Genomic DNA, 22,423 nt, shown 5'->3' on the forward strand with positions numbered 1-22,423 from the left:
ACGGCGCTGGCCACTGGGGCGGCCGGCGGTGCGGCGCCTATCCTGGAAGCCGCGCCGCAACCTGTCCACCGTGGGTGGACCCGGTCACGTTGTCCGGCCAAGCCTCACATCGGCTCATGCGGCGATGTGATGTCGCACGTGGGGGTCTGGGGGAGGGAAGGGACGATGCGGGCGGAACCCGCAAACCGGTGGGGGCGCAGTCAACTCCGCTGCGCCACCCTGGTGCTTGAAGGGCATTGCGACACGCTGACGAGGGCAAGCCTCAATCGGCTGCCGATCCGTCCTGCTTTGTCTTCCCGGCTTCGTGAAGGTCCACGTTCTCATCCGCGGTCGGAGCGCCCGTTTCCCGATCTTCCATGCTCTTCGCCGCGCGCTTGTCCGCCTTTGCCGCGGCCTTGCTCTGCTTCGCGCGCTCGCGGTCCTTGCGTTCCATACTGTAGTTCGGCTTCCGCATCATGGATCCTTGCTGAAAGAATGAGTGCCCGGCCCCGCCCGGTCGAGCAGTGCCTGCCCCGCTCGACTACTCCGCGGAGATCGTGGAGGCCTCGGGTCCCTTGCGTCCCTGCACGACCTGCATCCGGACGGTCTGCCCCTCATTCAGCCCTCGCAGGCCGCTTCGCTCGAGCGCGGTGGCGTGCACGAACACGTCCTTGCCGCCATCCGCGGGCGCCACGAAGCCGAAGCCCTTTCCGGCATCGTACCACTTCACGGTTCCCTGCATCTCCTGCGCTTCGCCGGAGGGCGGCATGGACGGGCGCGGCTCCCTGAAGCGCGGCGGCCTTTCCCCTCCACGTGGGGCTTCGCCCTCGGCGATGCTGAGCACCTCGGTGACCTGCAGCCCCTTCTGGCCAGGTCCGGTCCGGACCCGCAGGATCGCGCCGGGCTCGACCTGCTTGGTCCCGGCGCGCTCCAGCACGCTCGCGTGAAGGAAGGCATCGCCGCCGCCGCCCGCGATCTCGACGAAGCCGAAGCCCTTCTCGGCATTGAACCACTTGACCGTCGCCTCGCTCTCCGGACCGAAGCCGGCGGCGGAGAAGGGCGCCGGACCACGGCCGGGTTCGCGTGGGGGAGGCGACCATGCCCCGCCAAAGGCCTCTTCCTCAGGCCTGCTCCTGCCACGGGACTTGCGGTCCCTTCCACCATCTCGCCTCAAGACAACAAATCTCCCTAACAGCAGAACCAATACGTGCCGGGCGCATGTCGCGCCAGGGCTCGCGGGTGGGTCGGCCGGAAAGAAATGGAAGCCAGGCCCGCCCTGAGCATCGTCAAACGCCCCGAGGGCGAGTGGTTGCACGCCGTGGAACTTGGCAAGGTTCCGCCCTCCGATGCAACAGGACGAAGGCCGGGGCACCGGCCGTTTGACGCGAGGCCGGCAGGACGGAGGCGCCGGTCGATGCCTTCATGGCACCGGCGACGTCCGCGATTCGGGTCCGCGCCGCCTCAGTATCCTTTCCCGCGCTCCACCACGCCCACCAGGGGCTCGCCGCGCGCGTGCCGCTCCAGGTTGGCGAAAACCGCTTCCACCGCCGTCTCGGGCTGGGTCATGCTGGCGATGTGCGGCGTGAGCCAGATCCGTGGATGCGCCCAGAAGGGATGGCCCGGCGGCGGCGGCTCCGGCTCTGCCACGTCCAGCACCGCGGCGGCGAGCTGGCCGGATTCCAGCGCCGCCAGCAGGTCCGCCTCCACGAGATGCCCGCCGCGGGCGGCGTTCACGATCCGCGCGCCACGCGGCAGCATCCCGAACAGCCGCGCATCCAGGATGCCGCGCGTCTGCTCCGTCAGCGGAAGCAGGCAGATGAGGATCTCCGCCTGTGGCAGCATTGCCTCCAGGCGCTCGTGGACCGTGACGCCCGCGATGGCGCGGGGCGAGCGGTTCCAGCCATGTAGCCGGAAGCCGAAGGGGCGAAGCGCCGCCAGCACGGCCTGGCCCAGCACTCCCAGCCCCATTACCCCGACGCTGCGCTGCGCGGCGAGGCGGACGGGCTCGGCCGTCCAGTCGCCCCGCGCCTGCCGCTCGCGATACAGGGGCAGGTCGCGATGCAAGGCCAGCACGGCGGCGGCGCAGTATTCCGCCATGCCGGCGGTCAGCCCCTCCTCGATCATCCGCACGACCGGCAGGCTCGGCGGCAGCGTGTCCAGCGGGAGCTGATCCACTCCCGCGCCGACGGAAAACAGGATCTCGAGGTTCGGAAAGGTGCCAGGGATGTCGTCGGGCGGCATCCAGGCGCACAGGTAGCGCACCTGCGCCGGGTCGCCCGTCTCGGGCCAAAGGTGGAAGGGGAGGTCCGGGCGGCGCTCGGCGAAATGGCGCTTCCACACCTCGCCGCGCGCCGGGTCGGCCTTGTAGACGAAGGCCATCAGAGCGAGCGCGAGGGCCGGATCGGCTCACCGGAAAGGAAACGCGAATGGCGGAAGGCGCGCGGATCCACGATCGGCGCCTCGCCTGTGGCGAGGTTCGCCGCCAGCGTGCCGGCAGCGGGGCCGATGCCGAAGCCATGGCCGCTGAACCCGGTCGCCAGCGTCAGCCCGGGCATCCCCTCGCAGGGGGAGATCACCGGCACCGCGTCCGGCGTGCTGTCGATGGCGCCGCCCCAGGCCTCCGCCACCTCGATGCGGTGGCCCGGATAGGCGGCGCGCAGCGAGGACAGCGCGCGCTCCACCAGAGCGGGGTCGGGAACGGGGTCGCGCACGCGCTCGGCCTCGAAGGGGCTGGGCGCGTCCATGGACCAGTCGGCGCGCTGGCGCATGCCGTCCAGGAAGCGGCGGCCAAGGCGGAAGCGCAGGTTCTTGCGGCGCTTCTTGAACATCGGCCAGAAGGCGCGCGCGTTCAGCAGGTTGTCCGGCGTCAGCTCCAGCGTACCCACGCCGCTCAGCGCCACCGTGTAGCCGCCGTCGAGGCGCCGCCGAAGGCAATAGGCGAGGGTGGACAGGTTGCCTTCGGTGAGATCGGGGCCCGGCTGGGTGCGAAAGGCCGTGGCGTTCACCACCGCCGCCGGCAGCGTCACGCCATGGCGCTTAAGGAACAGCGAGGACCAGGCGCCGCCGGACAGGATCACCGCATCGGAGCGGATGCGTCCCTTCTCGGTCACCACGGCGCTGACGCGCCCGCCCGTCGTTTCCAGCCCGCGCGCCGCGCATTCCTGATGGATGGAAAGGTTGCCCAGCTTGCGCGCGCCAGCGGCGATGGCAGGCGCGGCCATGGAGGGCTCGGCGCGGCCGTCGCTCGGCGTGTGCAGCCCGCCGATGAAGGGCTCGACGTTGCCCGGCAGCATCTCCTTCACCTCGGCGGCGGAAAGGACGCGCGTGTGCTGCTGCATTCCCTGCGCCTCGGCAGCCCAGCTTTCCCACTCGGCCATCTGCGCCGGGTCGCGCGTGGCGCGGATGATGCCGGTGCGGCGGAAGCCCGACTCCCCGCCGATCACCTCGTTCATGTCGCCCCACAGGCGCAGGCTGGCCTGGGCGAGCGGGATCTCCTCCGGGTCGCGCCCCTGCACGCGGCACCAACCCCAGTTGCGCGAGGACTGTTCGGCGCCGACCTGCCCCTTCTCGATCAGCGCGACCGAGCGCCCCTGCCGCGCTAGGTGCAGCGCGGCGGAGACGCCGATGATGCCACCCCCGATGATGACGACGTCCGCGGCCTCGGGCAGGCGTTCGTCGCTGGGGATGCGGTCAACCGGCGGGGACATAGGTGGCTCCTTCGTCGAGGGGCGATTGCAGGTGGATATCGTCGCGGATGCAGGCGGAAAGGTGCCCCGGCGCGATCTCCCGCAGGGGCGGCGGGGCGGCGCGGCAGGCGTCCAGGGCGAAGCGGCAGCGCCCGGCGAAGGCGCAGCCTGGTGGCGGGTCCAGCGGGCTGGGGATGTCGCCCTGCAGGATGATGCGCCGGCGCCGCGCATCGGGGTCGGGGTCCGGCGCGGCGGAGAGCAGCGCCTCGGTGTAGGGGTGGTGCGGGGTGCGGAACAGGTCGCCCGTCTCCGCCACCTCCACCAGCCGGCCGAGATACATCACCGCGATGCGGTCGCTGATATGCCCCACCACGGACAGGTCGTGGGAGATGAACAGGATGGTCAGCCCCAGCCGCTCCTTCAGCTCCAGCAGCAGGTTCACCACCTGCGCCTGGATGGAGACGTCCAGCGCGCTCACCGGTTCGTCGGCCACCAGCAGCTCGGGTCGGAGGATCAGGGCGCGGGCGATGCCGACGCGCTGTCGCTGGCCGCCGGACAGCTCGTGCGGGTAGCGCGCCGCATGGTGGCGCTGCAGACCCACCATCTCCAGCGCCTCCATCACCCGCTGGCGCCCGCCGCCCTCGCCCTGGATGGCCAGCGGCGCGGCGACGATGCGCTCCACCGTGTGGCGCGGGTTCAGCGAGGCGAAGGGGTCCTGGAAGACCAGCTGCATCCTCCGGCGCAGCGGGCGCATGGCCGCGCGGCCCAGATGGGTGATGTCCTGCCCCTCGAAGCGGATGGTGCCGCCTGTGGGCTCCAGCAGGCGAAGGATGGCGCGGCCCACCGTCGTCTTGCCCGAGCCGCTCTCGCCCACCAGGGACAGGATTTCGCCGCGGCGGATGTCCAGCGTGACGCCGTCGATGGCCTTCACCTGTTGCGCGCGGCGGAACAGCCCGCCGCCGATCGGGAACCACTTGCGCAGCTCGCGCAGTTCCACCAGCGCCGTCATGCCGCGAGTTCCCGCCAACGCAGGCAGCGCACCTCGCGCGCCTCGTCGGCCGGTTCCAGCACCGGGGCGGCGGCGTCGCAGCGGCCGGGCTGGTGGTGGCCGCAGCGCGGGTGGAAGACGCAGCCCGGCGGCATGTGGCGCGGGTCAGGCACGTTGCCGGGAATGGCCGGCAGCGGGCCGGCGCGCCGCCCCGCCAGCTCCATCCGCGGCACGGAACGCAAGAGGCCTGCGGTGTATGGCATCAGCGGCCGGCTGAAGAGCGGGCGCAGCGGCGCCTGCTCCACGGCGCGGCCGCCATACATCACCAGCACGCGGTCCGCGATCTCGGCCACTACGCCCAGATTGTGGGTGATGAAGACCATCGCCATGCCCGTGCGCTCCTGCAGGCGCCGCAACAGGTCGAGGATCTGCGCCTGGATGGTGACGTCGAGCGCCGTGGTCGGCTCGTCGGCGATCAGCACGCTGGGGTCGCAGGACAGGGCCATGGCGATCATGACGCGCTGGCGCATGCCGCCCGAAAGGTGGTGCGGGTAGTCGTCCAGCCGCTGCCGCGCCGCGGGGATGCCCACCAGGTCCAGCAGCCTCACCGCTTCCTCGCGCGCCGCGCGACCGTCCATGCCCCGATGCAGCCGCACTGCCTCGGCCACCTGCTCGCCGATCGGCGTGGTGGGGTTGAGCGAGGTCATCGGCTCCTGGAACACCATGGAGATGGCGCCGCCGCGCAGCCGGCGCATCTCGGCCTCCGGGATGGAGAGCAGGTCACGCCCTTCCAGCAGCGCCTGGCCGGTCACCGCGACGGCGGCGTCCTTCGGCAGCAGGCGCATCAAGGCGAGCGAGGTGACGGACTTGCCCGACCCGCTTTCGCCTACCACCGCCAGCGTTTCCCCGCGACCAAGGGTGAAGGACAGTTCATTGACCGCGGGGACCTCGCCGCCTTCCGTGCGGAAGCGAACGGACAGGTTGCGCACGTCGAGGATGGGCGCGTCGCTCATCGCGCGCGCATCCGTGGGTCCAGCGCGTCGCGCAGGCCATCGCCCAGGAAGTTGAAGGAGGTGACAGCGAGGGTGATGGCCAGCCCCGGCAGGATGGCGAGCCAGGGGGCGGAGGTGAGGTAGATTTGCGCGTTGTTCAGCATGTTCCCCCAGGAGGGCACCGGCGGCTGGATGCCGTAGCCGAGGAAGGAAACGTAGCTTTCCAGCAGGATGGCGCGCGCCACGTTCAGCGTCGCCGCCACCACGATCGGCGCCACGGCGTTGGGCACCAGCTCGTGCACGATGATGCGCGCATCCGAGGCGCCAAGCACCTCCGCCGCCACGGCGAAGTCGCGCTCGCGCAGGGACTTCACCTGGCCTTCCACGATGCGCGCCACATCCATCCAAGAGGTGGCTCCGATCAGGATGATGATGGAAAGCAGACCAGGCGAGACCAGCGCGGCCAGGGCCAGCAGCAGGAAGATGGAGGGAAAGCACAGCACCGCGTCCACGAAGCGCATCAGCGCGGCGCCGAGCCAGCCGCCATGGAAGCCGGCGACGGCGCCCACCAGGATGCCCACCGCCATGCCGATGGCCATGGCGGTGAAGCCGACCATGAGCGAGACGCGCCCGCCCATCATCAGTCGCGCCAGCATGTCCCGTCCCAGCTCGTCCGTGCCGAGGACGTGCACGCCCGAGAGCGGCGGGGCGAAGCGGTTCATGATGTCGATGGTGGTGTCGTCGAAAGGCAGCAAGAAAGGGCCAAGGAAGCAGCCCAACGTCAGCAGAAGGATGGTGGCCGCGCCGAAGGCGGCCAGACGGTGCCGGCGGAAGCGTCGGAAGGCCGGGGCGGCCAGGGGGCGAGTGATCGTGAGGCTCATCCGAGGCGGATCCGCGGATCGGCCACCGCGTGCAGCAGGTCCGCCAGCAGCGAGCCCAGGAGCACAAGCGTGGCGCTGAACATCAGGATGCCCATCACCACCGGGTAGTCGCGGTAGGAGATGGAATCGAGGAAGAGCCGCCCCATGCCGGGCCAGGTGAACACCGTCTCCGTCACCAGCGCGCCGCCCAGCAGGGTGGGCAGCTGCAGCCCCAGCACGGTGATCATCGGCAGGGCGGCGTTGCGGAAGGCGTGGCGCAGCAGGATCCGCCCCTCCGGCACGCCCTTGGCGCGCGCGGTGCGGATGTAATCTTGGTTGACCACGTCCAGCATGGAGGAGCGCATGAAGCGGCTCCAGATCGCCGTCTCCACCAGCGCCAGCACCATGGCCGGCAGGATCAGATGGCGCAGCAGGTCCGGCAGGGAGCCGTCGCCGGGGGTGGAGCGGTTGCCCGAAGGCAGCCAGCCCAGCCAGACGGAGAAGAGGTAGATCGCCACCAGCCCGAACCAGAAGGTGGGGATGGAGAGCGCAATCATCGCGCCCACTGTCGCCAGCGTGTCGAAGACCGAATGGCGGCGGATGGCGCTCAGCGTGCCGATCGCCACGCCCAGCAGGATGGCCAGCAGCGTCGCCGTCAGCATCAGTTGCAGCGTGGCCCCAAGATGGGACCCGATGACGTTCAGCACCGCCTCGCCGTCGCGGAAGGAGCGGCCCCAGTCCCCCTGCAGCATCCGCCAGAACCATTCGGCGTACTGCACCGGCAGGGGCCGGTTCAGCCCGAGCTGCTCGGCGATGCGGTCCAGATCCTCCTGCGTCATGTCGGAGCCGCTGGCGAATTGCGACATCGGCCCGCCCGGCGCCAGGTGCAGGATGGCGAAGCCCACCATCGAGACGAGGACCAGCAGCACCAGCGACTGGCCGAGGCGGCGAACGAGGAAGCCGCTCACCTCACGCGGTCCAGAACCACTCGCGGATGTTCCAGCAATTCGAGGAGCAGTTCTGGTTGGGGCGGTAGCCGTTCAGCCCTTCCTTCACCCCTTCCACATCCGCGCGCTGGAACAGCGGCAGGATGGCCAGCTCCTCGCGCAGCAGGGCCTGGATGCGGTGATAGGTCGCGCGGCGCTGCGCCTGGTCGAACTGGGTCGCGCCCAGCACCAGCAGGCGGTCCATCTCCTCATTCGCGAACTGGTAGTTGTTCTGGCCGCGCCCGCCCTTGGCGCCGATGGCGGAGGAATGGAAGCGTGGCGTCACGTCCGGGTCGGCGCCCAGGGTGAAGTTCACCGCCACCATGACGGACTGGAAGCGCGACTGCTGCCAGAACTCGCCCCAGATCACGGCGGCCGGCATGTTCTGCACGCGCATGCCGGCGCCGATGGCGCGCCAATCCTGCATCAGCAGAAGCTGCGACTGCTCGCGCACCGGGTTGCCGGTGGTGGTGCTGTTGGTGAACTCCAGCTTCACCCCGTTCTTCTCGCGCACCCCGCCGGCGCCACGGCGCCAGCCAGCCTGGTCCAGCAGGGCGTTCGCCGCCGCCGGGTCGTGCCGGTGCGCCGGCAGGTCCGGGTTGAAGGCCCAGGATTGGCGTGGAAGGAAGGATTCCGAGGGCGTGGGCAGGCCGTAATAGATGGCATCGATCAGCGCGCGCTTGTTGATGGCCATGTAGAGGGCTTGGCGCACCGCCTTGTCCGCCAGCGGGCCGTATTCCAGGTTCGGCGCGATGTGCTCCACCGAGGCCTGCTGGTTCACGTGGATCGTGCGGCCGCGCAGCGTCCGCGCCTCGCGCACGAAGGGGGGCGAGATGCCCTGGATGGAGGTGTGGTCCACCTGCCCGGTGCGGAACTGGGTGTAGAGCACCGTCAGGTCGGGGATGTACTTGAACACCACCCGCTCCAGGAACGGGCCGTTGCCGTGATAGGCGGTGTTGGCCGTGAGGGTGATGTTGTCGCCCGCCGTGCGGCTGGCCCACCGGAACGGCCCGGTGCCCACGGGGGCATTGTTGAAGGGCGCCGTGTTCGGATCGCCCGCCGCGCCCAGGATATGCTTGGGCACCATGAAGGTGAGCGAGAGGATGGAAAGATAGGGCGCATAGGCCCTCTCCATCCGCCAGGTGATCTCGTCGGGCGCCGTCACCTGGATGTCGCGCACCAGCTGGTGGCCGACGCGCGAGCGGGCGCGGAAGGCGGAATTGTTGATGAGCTCGAGGGTGAACTTCACGTCCTCGGCCGTGAAGGGCGTGCCGTCGTGCCAGGTGACGCCCGGGCGCAGCTTCACCTTCCAGGCCAGGCCGTCGGCGGAGATGCCGCCATTCTCCGTCGTCGGCACATCCTGAGCGAGATCGGCGACGAGGTTGCCCTCGGGATCGGTGAACCAGAGCGGGGAGAAGAGGTTCCACCAGACGCCCTGGTCCACCTCGATGCCCGGCATCAGCGGGTTGAAGACCGTCGGCTCCTGCGACAGGCCGACGACCACCTGCCCGCGCGGGCGCTCTGGCGGTCGGGGCTGGGCCCGTCCGACGCGGGGGGCCAGGGCGGCAGCCGCCCCAAGCCCCAGCACGGCACGACGGTCGGTGCGGAAATCAACCATGCTCGCCCCCAATGGGATATCGTTCTTGCCGGCAAGTGTTAAGCAAGCTCCGCATCATTGCAAGCAAGTTTAACTGGATTACGTTTTCCAGGCGCGGCATAGGCGTGCGGCGAGCGGAGGGACGCGCGGGATGGATGATGCGGTGGGAGGCGAGGCCCTGGCCCGCCCCGACGAGGGCGAGGATGATCGCCGGTTGGGCGAGGCGATCCGCCTGCTGCGCCGCCGCGCCGGGCTGACCATTGGCGCCTTGGCCGAGAAGGCGCAGCTTTCCACCGCCATGGTGAGCCTGCTGGAGCGCGGCCGCGCTACGCCCTCGCTGCGGACCCTGCGGCTGCTCGGCCTCGCGCTTGACGTTCCCGTCTCCTACTTCTTCGAGGCGCAGGAGCAGGATGCGGCCGGGCGCTACGTGGTGCGCCGCGGGAACCGGCGGCTGCTGCGGTTGACGCGCACCGGCGTGCTGAAGGAAGCGCTGCTGCCCCCGAGCAAGGGCCTGCTGGAGATGTACGAACTGGCGCTGAACCCCGGCGGCGCCTCCGGGACCGACTTCATGCAGCACGAGGGCGAAAAGGCCGGGTATGTGCTGGCAGGGCGCCTCCGACTGACGCTGGACGGCGCGGTGGAGGTGCTGGAGCCGGGCGATACCTTCTGCTTCCCGTCTTCCGTGCCGCACATGTTCGACAATCCCGGCGAGGAGGTCGCCCGCGTCATCTGGATTACCACGCAGGGCCGCGCCGCTCCGGGGTGAGGCCGGTGCCTGGCAGCCCGGCCCGGAAGACTCGTTGTGGGGGTGGTGCTGGCCTGTGATCGCCAAGCGGTTCTCGTCCTTGGCATGCCTGGGGCCCTTGACCGCTTCCGCGGTCAGCGGGTCCGGCGCTGGCTCCAGCCAAGGAAAAGGCCGGATGCGACGATGATCGCTGCGCCGACCCAGGTGGCCGCGTCCGGCAAGTGGCTGAACAGCAGCCAGCCAATGACGACCGAGCCGAGCAGTTGGAAGTACTGGAAGGGTGCGATGATGTTGGCCGGCGCGTAAACCATGGCCCGCGCCACGAAGTAATGCCCGATGGCGCCGAAGGCGCCGCAGCCGAGAAACAGCAGCAGATCCGGCAGGGTGGCGGGCGTCCGCCACACGAAAGGCAGGACGAGCATCAGCCCGAATGCCCCGACGAGCGGGGACCAGAGCGCCGAGGTGGCCGGCGGGTCATGCGGCGCCACGAGGCGGGTGAGGATCTGGTACACGCCGTAAGCGACTGCCGAGAGCAGCACCCAGAGCGCCGGCCACTGGAAGACGCCGCTGCCCGGGCGCAGCAGCACCAGCACACCGACGAAGCCGATCGCCACGGCGGTGAAGCTGGCGACTGTCGTGCGCTCCCGCAGCACGGGCCACGCCAGCAGTGCCACGATCAGCGGTGCGGCGAGCTGGATGGCCGCCTGCTCGGCGAGCGCGATGAAGGTCAGGGCGTAGAAGGTGGCGAGGTTGGAGGTCGTCAGCATCGCTGCCCGCGCCAGCTGCAGGACCGGCCTCCGGCTGCGGAGCACACCCAATCCCGAATGCGGCAGGAACAGCGCCGACAGGAAAAGCAGGTGGACGAAGGCCCTTGCCCAGGACACCTGGAGCGAGGAGTAATCCTCGCCCAGCAGCTTGGCGAAGCCGCTCATCATCGGGAAGAGTAGCCCAGCCGTGCACATGCAGAGGATACCGTGCAGGGTTCGGCGCGGGGGCCCCGCCGCAGCCGACGTGGTCAAGAGGCATGGCTCGACATCTGTGGGAAGATTGGCGCAGCGGCGTCCTCCCGGCAACTCGGGTGGCCGATGCAGCCTGATCAGGTGGCCAGGGCGAGGCGGCAATGGCTTGCAAGCCCCACCCCATTCCTTCACATTTTTTCATTCTAACGCATCGGACTCTCGGTCCGGAACGTTATGAGGCGAGGACAAGCGATCCTGAGTAGGGAGGGCTATGATGAACATTGGCGAGGCCGCGAGCCGAAGCGGAGTTTCGGCAAAGATGATCCGCCACTATGAGTCCCTTGGACTGATCCGTCCGGAGAGGCGGTCCAACAACTATCGCTCCTACACCGACCAGACCATTTCGCTGCTGCGCTTCATCCGCCACGCCCGCGACCTGGCCTTTCCGCTCGCCGAGGTGAAAAGCATCCTGGCGCTCTGGGGCGACGACAAGAAGGGTCCCGAGGAGCTGCGGAGCAGTGCCATGGGCCATGTGGAAGCGCTGGAGGAGAAAGCGCACTCCATGAGGGCCATGGCCCAGGCCCTGCGAGATCTGGCCGACACGATCGACTCACGCGAGAAGCCTGAGGCGCCGCGCTTCGAGGCGGCTTGATTCACGAGCTTCGGCGGTCGCGGGGGCTGCAAGGAAATTGCCCCCGCACCAGGAGGCGAGGAGAAACGTGGCGCCGGGTTATTCCAGCGCCTCGTTCACCTGGACGATCGGACGGACGTCGGTGAAGTTGGGGATGTCGGAGAAGATCTCGGCACCGTGTGCCGCGACGGCCTTCTGTAGCGCGTCCGCCGAGGAGAAGGTGAGCAGGGCGATCACCTGATAGGATGCCGCCTTGCCGTCAGGCGTGCCCAGCCCGCGCAGGAAGCGGGCCTCCGTCAGCCCCATCGGCTCCCAACGCTGCCGGACGAGGGCGCTGTGCTTCGCCATGTAGTAGCCATGGTCGAAGCGCGACCCTTCCTGGTTGGGGTAGAGCACTGTGGCAAGGACCATGATCGCTTCCTCCCTGTGGCGCTGCCCGTGCAGCGCCTCCGCGTCAGTGCGGTCGTGAGGGCAAGGGGCCGCGACAGCACTCGCGCACCACCATGCTGGACCGGCCCGATGGGCGCAGCCAAGGACTTGATCGCCGGGTGAGGGATCGCGGGTTACGCCCCGATTGCTGGAGGCCGGCACGACTGAACGAGTCTTTTCCGGCGCTCCTGCCGGCAGGAGAAGTACGGCGTGCTGGGAAGATCCTGGAAGCGGGCGGCGGCCGCATGCTGGCAGCGCTCCCCACCCAGCCTTCGGTCACCAAAGGGAAGACGCGGGAGGAGGGGCCACCCGGCAGTGACGACGGGTCCTCCGGGCAGGAGCCGCCCACTCCGCCGAAGAAGCGCAGCGGATTGCTCACAAGCAGGCCGCCCTGCAGCGTCCCCACGAGGCGGTGGCCTTGTTCGACGCGTCCGGTCGCTACCACGGCGCCGTCGGACGGGGGGGCATCACCGCCTGCATTTCTTATGCTCGATCAGCGCCTTAAGAAAGCCGGACAGCGCTCAGCTTGGTCCGTCCTCCCGCAGCACGCGCATCGCGGCAAGCAGCGTCCGTTCGTAGCGCGCTCGCTCCCTCGCGACGGCCTCGGGCGGCCAAGCACGGAAGCCTTGCCCCGTCTTCGCGCCGAGGCGTCCCTCCGAAACCAACCGTTGCAGCGTTGGGCTTGGGCTGGTGTCGTTGCAGAGGGAGGGATAGATCGCCTGCGCCGCAGCGAGCTGCGTCTCGAGCCCGGCAAGCTCCTTCTGCAGGATGGGCCCGGCCGCGATGTAGCGGAACCCAAAGGCGTAACGCACCGCGGTATCCACGTCCTCGGCCGTCGCGAGACCCTCGTCGATGGCGGCGAAAGCCTCTCGCATCAGGGCGTGCTGGATGCGGTTGGCGAGAAAGCCCGGCACGTCGCGCGAAACGCGGATCGGCTTGCGGCCGAGCGATTCCATGATTGCCGCCAGCCGGCCACAGACCGCGGGATCGGTGTATTCGCCCCTTACCACCTCGACGCCGGGAACGAGATGGGCTGGCAGGAAGAAATGCAGGTTCGCCATGCGCTCGCGGGTCGCGCAATCCCGTGCAATATCGGTGATGCGGAAGCCCGATGCGTTGGTCACGACAGGGACGCCAGGGGGCACGAGGCGATCGAGCTTGGCGAAGACCTCGCGCTTCAGTTCGAGCCTCTCCGGCACGGCTTCGATGACCAGCATCGCGGAGGCGAAGTCTGCGTTCTCCAGGGCCGTCACGATGTCGAGCGCGCTGGCCGAGGCAATGTCTGCATCAAGCTGGCCGATCGAGGTGCGGATGCGCTCCAGCCGCTCAGGCGTCGCTCCACCAGGCTCGACCGCCGTCACGCGCCAGTTTCCTGCGAGGAAGATGGCCGAGATGTCGCAGCCCATCAGCCCGAGGCCGAGAACGACAACATGTCCTCCCGGCGCTGCTTGGTCTCTCACTACGCCCGTCTGCATCGGTCTTGCTCCAGTACTGGCTGTCTTACGCAAGGGTAGGCCGAGGCATGGGAGGTTTGTGGCTTCCGGAGGCTCGTGCGGGTGGATCTGCTGGTTCTCATCCACCATCAGCAGAAGGGCTGATGGAGCCAGCCCTTTGTCATCCCCGTGCCTGCATCGCCCAGCGCGACACGACGATGCGCTGGACCTCCGACGTGCCGTCGAGGATGCGGAACAGCCTCGCGTCCCGGTAGAGCCGTTCGATTGCCGAGCCTTCCATGTAGCCCTCGCCACCGTGGATCTGCAGCATGCGGTCCGCGACGCGGCCAAGCGCCTCGGTCGCGAAGAGCTTCGCCGCCGCTGCCTCGCCTGGAGCAAGCTTTCCCTCATCGCGCTTGCGTGCCAGTTCGAGCGCCATGCAGTGCGCGGCCAAGGCCTCGGTCGCGCTGTCCGCCAGCATGGCCGCCACCATCTGGTGCTCATGCAGGGGGCGGCCGAATTGCCGGCGCCGCGCGGCGTGACGCACGCCCTCGCTCACCATCCGCTCGGACAGGCCGGCGCAGAGCGCGGCCAGGTGCAGCCGCACCTTGTCCAGGCCGGCCAGGGCCGACTTCAGCCCGGTCCCTGGCGCGCCGACCAGTGCATCGCCCGGCAGGCGCACGTCATCGAAGCGAAGATCCGCCACGTGCATGCCACGCAGCCCCATCTTGCCCTGCGTGGGCAGGACGGTGAGGCCTGGCGAACCGACCGGAACGGCGAAGGCGCTGATGGCCTCGCCCGTCCGTGCCATGACCACGAAAAGGCCGGCCTCGGGTCCATTCGTGACCCAGCGCTTGCTGCCCCGCAGCACCCAGCCTCCCGCGCCGTCGGGCTGTGCCTCGCTGCGCAGCGAGGCCGCGTCCGATCCTGCTTCCTGCTCCGACAGGCAGAAGGCGGCCACGACCTCGCCACTGGCCATGGAGGGCAGCCACCGCGCCTGCTGCGCCTCGCTGCCCGCGTGCAGCAGGATCTGCGCGGCGCCGCCGCTGTTCAGGGCATAGCGCGAGCGATACGCAGGTGCGGCACGGCCAAGCACCAGCATCAGTTCGGCCTCCTCCTCCATCGTCAGGCCCAGGCCGCCGAAGCGCTCGGGAATCGAGATGCCGAAAAGCCCGGCTTCGCGGATCGCGGCCAGAACGGAAGCCGGTACCTCATCCGTCCGGTCCATCTCGGCCTCGGCTGGAAGGAGGACCTCCTCCACCAGGCGCTTTGCCGCCAGGAGGCGCGCTTCCTGCGCTGCGGGGTCGCGGATCATGACCTGCTTCCTTTTCGCGCGGGCTGGTTGCCTGCCGTGGAGGAGCCCGCCCGGTGGTGGGTATCGGTGCCATGGCGGGCGGCGTGACCACGCCATCCGCAGTGCCGGTCAGCTTGCGGCATCTTCCTACTCCGCGCTTATCCGGGCGCGACGGATCACGTCGGACCATCGCTCGTTCTCGGCGCGCATGTAGCGTGCGAATTCCGTTGGCGCCGTGCCGTGGACTTCGTAGCCCTGTCGGATGAGGTTCGTCCTCACCTCCTCCAGCGCCATCACTTCCGCCGCGACCTCGCCCAGCCGCGCCAGCACCGGAGCGGGCATGTTCGCCGGGCCGACCAGCCCGTGCCAGACACTGGCCACGAGGCTGGGGAAGCCGGCCTCGGCCACGGTCGGCACCTCGGGGAAGGCGGCCATGCGCGCCTCGCCGGTCACTGCGAGGGGGCGGATCAGCCCGGCGCGCAACGAGGGGGAGGCCTGGATCGGGTTGTGGAAAATGGCCTGGACCTGCCCGCCCAGCAGCGCGGCGTGGGCCGGAGCCGCGCCGCCGAAGGGAACATGCGTCATCTCGACCTCGGCCAGCAGCCCGAACAAGGCGCCGGTGAGATGCAGGGGCGTCCCCACCCCGGCCGATCCATAGGTGACGCCGCCCGGCTGCCGCCGCGCAAGCTCCGCGAGGCCTGCAAGATCGCGGGCCGGCACGGAGGGCGCGACCACGACGATGAGCGGATAGGAGGTGAGCTGGCTGATGGCCGAGAAGTCGCGCACCGGGTCATAGGGCAGTCGGGCGAACATGGCGGCGTTCTGCACGAGGGCCGAGGCCGCGAGCATCAGCGTGTGCCCATCCGGGGCGGCACGGGCGACGTGGTCCGAGGCGATGTTTCCGCCCGCGCCCACCCGGTTCTCCACCACGACGCCCTGCCCGAGCCGCTCGGCGAGGCGATCCGCGATGACGCGCGCGATGACGTCCGCGGGCCCGCCCGGCGCGAAGCCGACGACGATGCGCACCGGGCGGCTGGGGGCCCATTGCGCGAGGGCCGGGCCTGACGCCGCCAGTGAGAGACCCAGCGTCGAGAGCTCACGCCGCCTCATTCGTTCCTCCGCATTCCCTGCTTCATTGACGCATGCCGGGTGCGCTCCCGCTAGACGCTGCTTCGCTGGAGCCGAGGACCCTGGCCGGGGCGTGCTGGTCCTGGATGCTGCCTTGCTCGGCGTCGGGAGATCCATCCAGGCCATCCGATGCCGAGGATCGCCATGCCGATGGACTTGCCTAGTCGTGCCGCACGATGAAGGGCATGCTTCCGCGGCGCCTGCCACGGGCACTGGTCGCTTCAGGGCGAGGCGATTTCCGTTCTTCATGGGAGGCCCACACGAGATGCACCCGGACCTGACCCGCCTCACGGCGACGGAAGCCGTTGCGCTGCTGCGACGAGGGGAGATCTCGCCCCTCGACCTTGTCGAGGCGGCAGCCGCGCGCATCGCGGAGATGGAGCCTGCCGTGAACGCGCTCCCCACGCTCTGCCTTGACCGTGCTCGCGCCCATGCGAAGCGCCTGGTGGCAGGGGAGGGACGGGAGCTTGAGGACGCGCCCGGCTGGCTCGGCGGCCTTCCCGTGACCATCAAGGACCTGACCGACGTCGCGGGCGTGCGCACCACCTACGGATCGCCGATCTTCAAGGATCACGTGCCGAAGGACTCGCATGCGGTGGTGAAGCGGATCGAGGCACGGGGCGGGATCGTGATCGCCAAGTCGAACACGCCCGAGTTCGGCGCCGGCGGCTCGACCTTCAACGAGGTCTTCGGCCGCACGCGCAACCCTTGGAACACCTCGCTCACCTGCGGTGGCAGCACGGGGGGAGGCGCCGTTTCGGTCGCCACCGGAGAGGCCTGGCTGGCCCAGGGAACGGACCACGCCGGCAGCCTGCGTCGGCCCGGAACCTACTGTTCCGTCGTGGGGTTGCGGCCCTCGCCCGGGCGCGTGACTCGCGGAACTCCGAACAACCTCTTCTCGCCGCTTTCCGTGCAGGGGCCGATGGGGCGGACGGTTGCCGATGTGGCGCTGTTTCTCGACACGATGGCGGGTTGGTGCCCGCTCGACCCGCTCACCTACGACGCTCCCTCCGTTTCCTATGCCCAGACCGTCACCGAGGCCGGGCGCCACCGCCCGCGCCGTGTCGCCTTCACGGCGGACTTCAACGGCCAGCTTCCGGTGGACCACGAAACGCGCGAGATCTGCACGCGCGAGGTCCGGCGCTTCGAGGAACTCGGCTGCACGGTCGAGGAGGTCGCGCCCGATCTCGGCGAACTGGCCGAGGCCTTTCTCGTTCTGCGCAGCCAGGCCTTCGTGGTGGATCGCGAGCAGCAGCTTCTCGCCATGCGCGACCAGCTCAAGCCCGATATCATCTGGAATACGGAGCGCGGCCTGTCGGCAACGCCGAGCCGCCTCGCCTGGGCGGACCGCGAGCGTGCGGCCTTCTACCGGCGCATGGCCGCCCTCTTCGCGGAGTACGATGTGTTCGTCACCCCCGGCGCCGCGACGCCGGCCTTTGACGTGATGCTGCGCAACCCGGACAGCATCGCGGGCGTGAAGCTCGAACATTACGTGGCGGGGTCCATGCTCAACGCGGCGATCACCCTGGCGGGCTGCCCTGCCGTTGCGGTGCCCTGCGGCTTCGACCGCCATGGGCGTCCCGTGGGCTTGCAGATCGCGGCTCCCCCGCGCCGCGAGGATGTGGCGCTGCGGGCCGCGGCATTGTTTGAGGAGTTGACGGGCTTCGCTCACTTGCTTCCGGTGCACCCGCGGCCGGGAACGGTGCCGCCGCCGGAAACCTGAAGGGCATTCGAGGATGTTCGGTTCGCCTCGGCGGCCGGGCGGAGGACGCCGTGCATGACTGGAGCGGAAGGTCTTTCAATCAGGGTCCGCTCGGCCATCACTGGCGGCAGCCCAACGAACTTGGGCTGACCCTAGCTTTGGCGGGCGCCTGATGGTGCGCTCGCCTCTCCCCGTGCCCATGGCTGCAGACGCACCTCATCCACATTCTTGGACGGGGCTTTTGCACCGGCGTCGCAAGGCAATGCATTCGCGCGGGGCTTGATGTTCTTGTAATGTTCCGAAACTGGCGGCAGCCTCGTAACCATGCGCGCGAGCGATTCGCCCCCTCATGGCCAAGGCCTGCCACCAGACGCCGCATCGCGGGCAGCGCGATGAGGCGTTTCCTCGCTCTCCACCTGCCGCGCCTGCCGACCGACCGGCTTCGCACGCTCGGCCCCGCAGCGACGTGGAACACCGTCGGTCCCCGCCGCCTGCTGGTCAGCGTGGACGAGATGGCGGAGGCCGTCGGCCTGCGTCCCGGCCAAAGCGTCGCTACCGCGCTGGCGATCTCCCCCAAGCTTGCCCTGGCGCGCAGCGATGAGCCCGCCGAGGCCGCGGCGCTGCGCCGCCTTGCCCTGTGGGCGCGGCGCTACTCCCCCCTCACGGCCACCGATGCGCCGGATGTCGTCCTCGTGGACATCACGGGCGTCGGGCTGTTCGGCGGCGAGGAAGCGCTGCGCCAGGATGCCGTGGCGCGCCTGCGGCGTGCCGGCTTCGCCGTGCGGGCGGTCGTGGCAGGCCACGCCGCCGTGCCGCTGGTGCGGGCCGGGGCGGAAGGCGTCGTGCCGCCGGAGCGCGAGGGCGCATTCATCCACGCGCTTCCGCTCGGCGTCCTGCCCGGCGTTCCGGCGGCGGAACTGGCCGCGCTGGGCCTGCGCCGCGTTGGGGACCTGCAAGTCCTCCCGCCCGCCACGCTGGCGCTGCGCTTCGGTCAGGGCCTGCTGAACGCGCTGGAGCGATGGACAGGGCAGCGCCCGCTGCCCGTGCAGCCCCTCCCGCCGCCACTGGAGATCGCGGCCATGCGAGACTTCGTGGAGCCGCTGGTGACGCGCACCGCGCTGGACCGCGCCCTGGCCCTCCTCCTCGAAGACGTGTCCGCGCGCTGCGCCGCGGCGGGGCTCGGGCTGCGCCGGCTGCGCCTCCTGTGCTGGCGGGTGGATGGGCTGGTGCAGGAACTGACGGTCGGCACCGGTGCCCCATCGCGCGATCCCCTCCATCTCGCCCGGCTCTTCGCAGGACGGATGGAGCAGCTGGAGCCGGGGCTGGGCTTCGAGCGCATGGCGCTGGAGGCGCTGGAAACCGAGCGGCAGGATGCGGCCCAGGCCTCGCTGCTGGGGCGGGGCGCGACGGATCTTGCCGGGCCGCTGGACCATCTGGACCAGCGGCTGCGGCTGCGGCGCCTGGCGCCCGCCCCGAGCCATTGGCCGGAGCACATGGCGGAACCCGTCTCCCCCCATGCGCTTCCCGCCGCGATGCCCGACGGATGGGCCAGCACCCACTGGCCCGTGCTGTGGCTGCGGAAACCGGAGACGGTCGGGGTGACGCCGCCCGACGGCACCCCGGCCCGGATGCTGTGGCGCGGTCAGTCCTGGCGGCTGCGCGTGCTGGACGGCCCGGCCCGGCTGGAAGCGCCCTGGTGGCACGGGCCGGGCGCCACGCGCGACCTGCACTGGGTGGAGATCTCCTCCGGCGCCCGGCTGCTCTTGTCGCGCGAGGCGGAATGGCGCTGGCTGCTGCGGGGCCACCTGCCATGAGCTATGCCGAGGTCGCCGCCCGCTCCAACTTCTCCTTTCTCGACGGCGCCTCGCATCCCGAGGAACTGGCGGAGCAGGCAAGGGCGCTGGGCCTCGCCGGGATGGGGATCTGCGACACCAACGGCCTGGCCGGGGTGGTGCGCGGCCACGCCGCGGCCAAGGCGGCAGGGCTGTCCTTCATCGTGGGTTGCCGGCTGGAATTGACGGATGGATCGGCCTGGCTCGCCTGGCCGACGAGCCGCGACGGCTATGGCCGGCTGACCGCGCTGCTGTCGCGCGGGCGGATGCGGGCCGGGAAGAACCAGCCCGACCTGTCGCGCGCGGAGATGATGGAGGAAGCGTGCGACTGGGTGCTGGCGCGCATCCCGCCCGCCCGGCTGGACCGCGCCTTTGTCGCCGATCACGAGGCCGCCGGGGCGGTGCTGCGCGGCCGCCTCGCCCTGCCGCTGCTGCTCGCCGCGGGGCGACGGATGGCAGCGGGCGAGGCGGCGCGGCTCGACCGCCTCGCGCGGCTGGGGCCGCTGCTCGCCACCGGGGAGGTGCGTTACCACGACCGCGCCCGTCGCCCCCTGGCCGACGTGCTGACCGCCATCCGCCTCGGCACGACGGTGGAGGCGCTGGGCTTCGCGGCCGAGCCCAATGCCGAGCGTCACCTGAAGCCACCCGGCGAGATGGCGCATCTCTTCGCCCGCCACCCGGAAGCCCTCGCCAACACGCTGCGCGTGCTGGAGGCAGGGCGCGGCTTCTCGCTGGACGTGCTGCGCTACGAATACCCCGACGAGGTGATGGAGCCCGGCCGCACCCCGCAGGAAACACTGGAAGCGCGGGTGGAGGCGGCGCTGGCCGAGCGCTGGCCCGATGGCGCCCCCGAGGGCATCCGGCGCCGCATCGACGAGGAGCTTCGGCTGATCGCCCAGCTGGGCTACGCGCCGTATTTCCTGACGGTGCACGAGATCGTGCGCTTCGCGCGGGCGAAGGACATCCTGTGCCAGGGGCGCGGTTCCGCCGCCAATTCGGCCGTCTGCTACGTGCTCGGCATCACGGCGGTGGATCCCGAGAAGCACGACCTGCTCTTCGAGCGCTTCGTCTCCGCTTCCCGCGACGAGCCGCCGGACATCGACATCGACTTCGAGCACGAGCGGCGCGAGGAGGTGATCCAGCACCTCTACGAGCGATACGGCCGCGACCGCGCGGCGATCTGCGCCACGCTGATCCGCTACCGCCCCCGCTCCGCGATCCGCGAGGTGGGAAAGGCTATGGGCCTCTCCGAGGACGTGACGGCGCGCCTCGCCAAGGCCAGCTGGGGGCCGGGGCGGGAATCCTCCTTCGCCGAGCTGGCGGCGCGCGAGGGGATGGACCCGGAGGAGCCGCGCCTGCGCATGACGCTGGCGCTGGCGGAGGAGCTGATCGGCTTTCCGCGCCACACCGCGACGCATGTGGGCGGCTTCGTCATCACGCGCGGCAAGCTGACCGAGCTGGCCGTGGTGGGGCGCGCGGCGATGGACGGGCGCACCGTGCTGGAATGGGACAAGGACGACATCGACGCGCTGGGCATGCTGAAGGTGGACGTGCTCGGCCTCGGGATGCTCACCTGCCTGCGCAAGGGCTTCGACCTGCTGCGCCGGCATCGCGGCCTGGCGCTGACGCTGCACGGCATGCCGCGCGACTGCCCCGACACCTACGCCATGCTGCGCCGCGCGGACTCGCTCGGCGTGTTCCAGGTGGAAAGCCGGGCGCAGATGAACATGCTGCCGCGGCTGAAGCCGCGCTGCTTCTACGACCTCGTCATCCAGGTGGCGATCGTGCGGCCCGGCCCGATCCAGGGCGACATGGTTCATCCCTTCCTGCGGCGCCGGCAGGAGATCGAGAAGCCAGACTACCCACCGCGCCGCGACGGCCAGCCGAACGAGCTGGCGCAGGTGCTGGGCAAGACGCTCGGCGTGCCGCTCTTCCAGGAGCAGGCGATGAAGGTGGCCATCGTCGCCGCCGGCTTCACGCCGGATGAGGCGGACCAGCTTCGCCGCGCCATGGCGACCTTCAAGCTGACCGGCGGCGTGTCGAAGTATCGCGACAAGCTGGTGGAGGGCATGGTCTGGCGCGGCTACGACGCCGCCTTTGCCGAGCGCGTCTTCTCGCAGATCGAGGGCTTTGGCTCCTACGGCTTTCCCGAGAGCCACGCGGCCAGCTTCGCGCACCTCGTCTACGCCTCCAGCTGGATCAAGTGTCACCACCCGGCGATCTTCGCCTGCGCCTTGCTGAACGCGCAGCCCATGGGATTCTACGCCCCCGCGCAGATCGTGCGCGACGCGCGCGAGCATGGGGTGGAGGTGCGGCCGGTGGACGTGAACCGCTCCGCCTGGGATTGCGCGATCGAGGACGAGGCCGCGCTGCGGCTGGGGCTGCGCCTGGTGACCGGGCTGGCGAAGGAGGCTGGCGAGGCGGTGGCGCGCGCCCGCCATTCCGGCAACGGCGCCCCCTTCGCGAATGTGGAGGAGGTGGCGCGACGGGCGCGGCTGGACCGCAAGGCCATGTCGGCCCTGGCGGCGGCCGATGCGTTCCGCAGCCTCGGCGCCGGGCGGCGCGAGGCGGCGTGGGACGCGAAGGCCGTCATGCCCGAACTGCCCCTGCTGGCGGACATCCCCTTGCCTGAGCCCGCCATCCGCCTGCCGCAGCCCACCGAGGGCGAGGCCGTGGCCGAGGATTACCGCGCCACCGGTCTGACGCTGGGCCGGCACCCGCTGGCGCTGCTGCGCCCGCTGCTCGACGCCGAGGGCTGGGGCGACACGAAGCGGCTGAACGACCTGCCCGCGGGGCGCTGGCTGCGCCTGCCCGGGCTGGTGCTGATGCGCCAGCGCCCCGGCTCGGCCAAGGGCGTGGTGTTCCTGACGGTGGAGGACGAGCACGGCGTCGGGAACCTCGTGGTTTACGAGGTGGTGGCGGCGCGGGACCGCGCGGCGCTGGTGGGCGCGCGTCTCCTGCTGGCGGAGGGGCGGGTGGAGCGGGAGGCACAGCACGCGGAGGTGCCGATCACCCACCTGATCGTGCGGCGCCTGACGGACATCTCCCCGCTGCTGGACCGGCTGTCGGAGGACGGCACGCGCTGGGCCGAGCGCACGCTGGGCCATGCGGACGAGGTGCGCCGGCCCGAGCCGGGCGCCCGCGTCCCGAAGCGCCTGGGGCGCAGCCGGGATTTCCACTGA

General features: G+C 70.3%; 19 protein-coding genes. 5 read left to right on the forward strand and 14 right to left on the reverse strand.

The window, feature by feature from the left end; all coding sequences use genetic code 11:
• Positions 1–262: 262 nt before the first annotated feature.
• The 9 genes from OF850_RS08190 to OF850_RS08235 all read right to left on the reverse strand — a co-directional run bounded on the left by OF850_RS08190 (position 263) and on the right by OF850_RS08235 (position 9,109).
• Positions 263–457, reverse strand: coding sequence for a hypothetical protein (locus tag OF850_RS08190; RefSeq protein WP_301589512.1), 195 nt, complete (start codon positions 455–457; stop codon positions 263–265).
• Positions 458–520: 63 nt separating this feature from the next.
• A complete protein-coding gene (locus OF850_RS23435) occupies positions 521–1,153 on the reverse strand; it encodes a cold-shock protein (protein ID WP_302474221.1) in 633 nt (210 codons plus the stop codon).
• A gap of 287 nt (positions 1,154–1,440) precedes the next feature.
• Positions 1,441–2,358 (reverse strand): 2-hydroxyacid dehydrogenase, encoded by a 918-nt coding sequence (locus OF850_RS08205; protein WP_301589513.1) that lies wholly within the window; start codon positions 2,356–2,358, stop codon positions 1,441–1,443.
• Positions 2,358–3,686, reverse strand: a complete 1,329-nt coding sequence (locus OF850_RS08210; protein ID WP_301589514.1) for an NAD(P)/FAD-dependent oxidoreductase — start codon at positions 3,684–3,686, stop codon at positions 2,358–2,360. The genes OF850_RS08205 and OF850_RS08210 overlap by 1 nt, the downstream gene beginning before the upstream one ends.
• Positions 3,670–4,674 carry an ABC transporter ATP-binding protein gene (locus OF850_RS08215; protein WP_301589515.1) on the reverse strand — a complete coding sequence of 335 codons (1,005 nt, stop codon included), beginning with the start codon at positions 4,672–4,674 and terminating at the stop codon, positions 3,670–3,672. The genes OF850_RS08210 and OF850_RS08215 overlap by 17 nt, the downstream gene beginning before the upstream one ends.
• Positions 4,671–5,666, reverse strand: coding sequence for an ABC transporter ATP-binding protein (locus tag OF850_RS08220; RefSeq protein WP_301589516.1), 996 nt, complete (start codon positions 5,664–5,666; stop codon positions 4,671–4,673). The genes OF850_RS08215 and OF850_RS08220 overlap by 4 nt, the downstream gene beginning before the upstream one ends.
• Positions 5,663–6,526 (reverse strand): ABC transporter permease, encoded by an 864-nt coding sequence (locus tag OF850_RS08225; protein ID WP_301589517.1) that lies wholly within the window; start codon positions 6,524–6,526, stop codon positions 5,663–5,665. Before OF850_RS08225 ends, OF850_RS08220 begins: the two co-directional genes overlap by 4 nt.
• Positions 6,523–7,473, reverse strand: a complete 951-nt coding sequence (locus tag OF850_RS08230) for an ABC transporter permease (protein WP_301589518.1) — start codon at positions 7,471–7,473, stop codon at positions 6,523–6,525. The genes OF850_RS08225 and OF850_RS08230 overlap by 4 nt, the downstream gene beginning before the upstream one ends.
• A 1-nt stretch (position 7,474) precedes the next feature.
• Positions 7,475–9,109, reverse strand: coding sequence for a peptide ABC transporter substrate-binding protein (locus tag OF850_RS08235; protein WP_301589519.1), 1,635 nt, complete (start codon positions 9,107–9,109; stop codon positions 7,475–7,477).
• A gap of 130 nt (positions 9,110–9,239) precedes the next feature.
• Between OF850_RS08235 and OF850_RS08240 the strand changes: the two genes are divergently transcribed.
• Positions 9,240–9,854: a helix-turn-helix domain-containing protein gene (locus OF850_RS08240; RefSeq protein WP_301589520.1), complete on the forward strand. Its 615-nt coding sequence runs from the start codon at positions 9,240–9,242 to the stop codon at positions 9,852–9,854.
• Between the two features lie 113 nt (positions 9,855–9,967).
• On the opposite strand, the gene OF850_RS08245 is transcribed toward OF850_RS08240, so the two are convergent.
• Positions 9,968–10,795, reverse strand: coding sequence for a DMT family transporter (locus OF850_RS08245; RefSeq protein WP_301589521.1), 828 nt, complete (start codon positions 10,793–10,795; stop codon positions 9,968–9,970).
• Positions 10,796–11,066: 271 nt separating this feature from the next.
• Here OF850_RS08245 and OF850_RS08250 point away from each other — a divergent pair, with 271 nt between their 5' ends.
• Complete coding sequence (locus OF850_RS08250) at positions 11,067–11,444, forward strand: MerR family transcriptional regulator (RefSeq protein ID WP_301589668.1); 378 nt, start codon at positions 11,067–11,069, stop codon at positions 11,442–11,444.
• Positions 11,445–11,522: 78 nt separating this feature from the next.
• Here the strand turns inward: OF850_RS08250 and OF850_RS08255 are convergent, their stop codons facing one another.
• The 4 genes from OF850_RS08255 to OF850_RS08270 form a co-directional block, all read right to left on the reverse strand.
• Positions 11,523–11,834 (reverse strand): EthD family reductase, encoded by a 312-nt coding sequence (locus OF850_RS08255; RefSeq protein ID WP_301589522.1) that lies wholly within the window; start codon positions 11,832–11,834, stop codon positions 11,523–11,525.
• A gap of 539 nt (positions 11,835–12,373) precedes the next feature.
• On the reverse strand, positions 12,374–13,312 hold the full coding sequence (locus OF850_RS08260) for a 3-hydroxyacyl-CoA dehydrogenase NAD-binding domain-containing protein (protein WP_301589523.1): 939 nt from the start codon (positions 13,310–13,312) through the stop codon (positions 12,374–12,376).
• Between the two features lie 154 nt (positions 13,313–13,466).
• A complete protein-coding gene (locus OF850_RS08265) occupies positions 13,467–14,600 on the reverse strand; it encodes an acyl-CoA dehydrogenase family protein (protein ID WP_301589524.1) in 1,134 nt (377 codons plus the stop codon).
• Positions 14,601–14,726: 126 nt separating this feature from the next.
• Positions 14,727–15,689: a Bug family tripartite tricarboxylate transporter substrate binding protein gene (locus OF850_RS08270; protein WP_301589525.1), complete on the reverse strand. Its 963-nt coding sequence runs from the start codon at positions 15,687–15,689 to the stop codon at positions 14,727–14,729.
• 283 nt (positions 15,690–15,972) lie between these two features.
• On the opposite strand from OF850_RS08270, the gene OF850_RS08275 reads away from it, so the two are divergent.
• The 3 genes from OF850_RS08275 (at position 15,973) to OF850_RS08285 (ending at position 22,423) form a co-directional block, all read left to right on the forward strand.
• Positions 15,973–17,430: an amidase gene (locus OF850_RS08275; RefSeq protein ID WP_301589527.1), complete on the forward strand. Its 1,458-nt coding sequence runs from the start codon at positions 15,973–15,975 to the stop codon at positions 17,428–17,430.
• A 371-nt stretch (positions 17,431–17,801) separates the two neighbouring features.
• Positions 17,802–19,223 (forward strand): Y-family DNA polymerase, encoded by a 1,422-nt coding sequence (locus tag OF850_RS08280; RefSeq protein WP_301589528.1) that lies wholly within the window; start codon positions 17,802–17,804, stop codon positions 19,221–19,223.
• Positions 19,220–22,423 (forward strand): error-prone DNA polymerase, encoded by a 3,204-nt coding sequence (locus OF850_RS08285; RefSeq protein ID WP_301589530.1) that lies wholly within the window; start codon positions 19,220–19,222, stop codon positions 22,421–22,423. The genes OF850_RS08280 and OF850_RS08285 overlap by 4 nt, the downstream gene beginning before the upstream one ends.

The sequence above is a fragment of the Sabulicella glaciei genome (assembly GCF_026183895.1).
Taxonomy (GTDB): domain Bacteria; phylum Pseudomonadota; class Alphaproteobacteria; order Acetobacterales; family Acetobacteraceae; genus Roseococcus; species Roseococcus glaciei.

What these genes read in the sequence shown, in the direction of transcription:
- OF850_RS08210 (WP_301589514.1), bottom strand. Translation starts at nt 3,686, where the DNA reads ATGTCCCCGCCGGTTGACCGCATCCCCAGCGACGAACGCCTGCCCGAG.
- OF850_RS08240 (WP_301589520.1), top strand. Translation starts at nt 9,240, where the DNA reads ATGGATGATGCGGTGGGAGGCGAGGCCCTGGCCCGCCCCGACGAGGGC.
- OF850_RS08225 (WP_301589517.1), bottom strand. Translation starts at nt 6,526, where the DNA reads ATGAGCCTCACGATCACTCGCCCCCTGGCCGCCCCGGCCTTCCGACGC.
- OF850_RS08280 (WP_301589528.1), top strand. Translation starts at nt 17,802, where the DNA reads ATGAGGCGTTTCCTCGCTCTCCACCTGCCGCGCCTGCCGACCGACCGG.
- OF850_RS08275 (WP_301589527.1), top strand. Translation starts at nt 15,973, where the DNA reads ATGCACCCGGACCTGACCCGCCTCACGGCGACGGAAGCCGTTGCGCTG.
- OF850_RS08270 (WP_301589525.1), bottom strand. Translation starts at nt 15,689, where the DNA reads ATGAGGCGGCGTGAGCTCTCGACGCTGGGTCTCTCACTGGCGGCGTCA.
- OF850_RS08245 (WP_301589521.1), bottom strand. Translation starts at nt 10,795, where the DNA reads ATGTGCACGGCTGGGCTACTCTTCCCGATGATGAGCGGCTTCGCCAAG.
- OF850_RS08220 (WP_301589516.1), bottom strand. Translation starts at nt 5,666, where the DNA reads ATGAGCGACGCGCCCATCCTCGACGTGCGCAACCTGTCCGTTCGCTTC.
- OF850_RS08190 (WP_301589512.1), bottom strand. Translation starts at nt 457, where the DNA reads ATGATGCGGAAGCCGAACTACAGTATGGAACGCAAGGACCGCGAGCGC.
- OF850_RS08205 (WP_301589513.1), bottom strand. Translation starts at nt 2,358, where the DNA reads ATGGCCTTCGTCTACAAGGCCGACCCGGCGCGCGGCGAGGTGTGGAAG.
- OF850_RS08215 (WP_301589515.1), bottom strand. Translation starts at nt 4,674, where the DNA reads ATGACGGCGCTGGTGGAACTGCGCGAGCTGCGCAAGTGGTTCCCGATC.
- OF850_RS08255 (WP_301589522.1), bottom strand. Translation starts at nt 11,834, where the DNA reads ATGGTCCTTGCCACAGTGCTCTACCCCAACCAGGAAGGGTCGCGCTTC.
- OF850_RS08235 (WP_301589519.1), bottom strand. Translation starts at nt 9,109, where the DNA reads ATGGTTGATTTCCGCACCGACCGTCGTGCCGTGCTGGGGCTTGGGGCG.
- OF850_RS08250 (WP_301589668.1), top strand. Translation starts at nt 11,067, where the DNA reads ATGAACATTGGCGAGGCCGCGAGCCGAAGCGGAGTTTCGGCAAAGATG.
- OF850_RS08285 (WP_301589530.1), top strand. Translation starts at nt 19,220, where the DNA reads ATGAGCTATGCCGAGGTCGCCGCCCGCTCCAACTTCTCCTTTCTCGAC.
- OF850_RS08265 (WP_301589524.1), bottom strand. Translation starts at nt 14,600, where the DNA reads ATGATCCGCGACCCCGCAGCGCAGGAAGCGCGCCTCCTGGCGGCAAAG.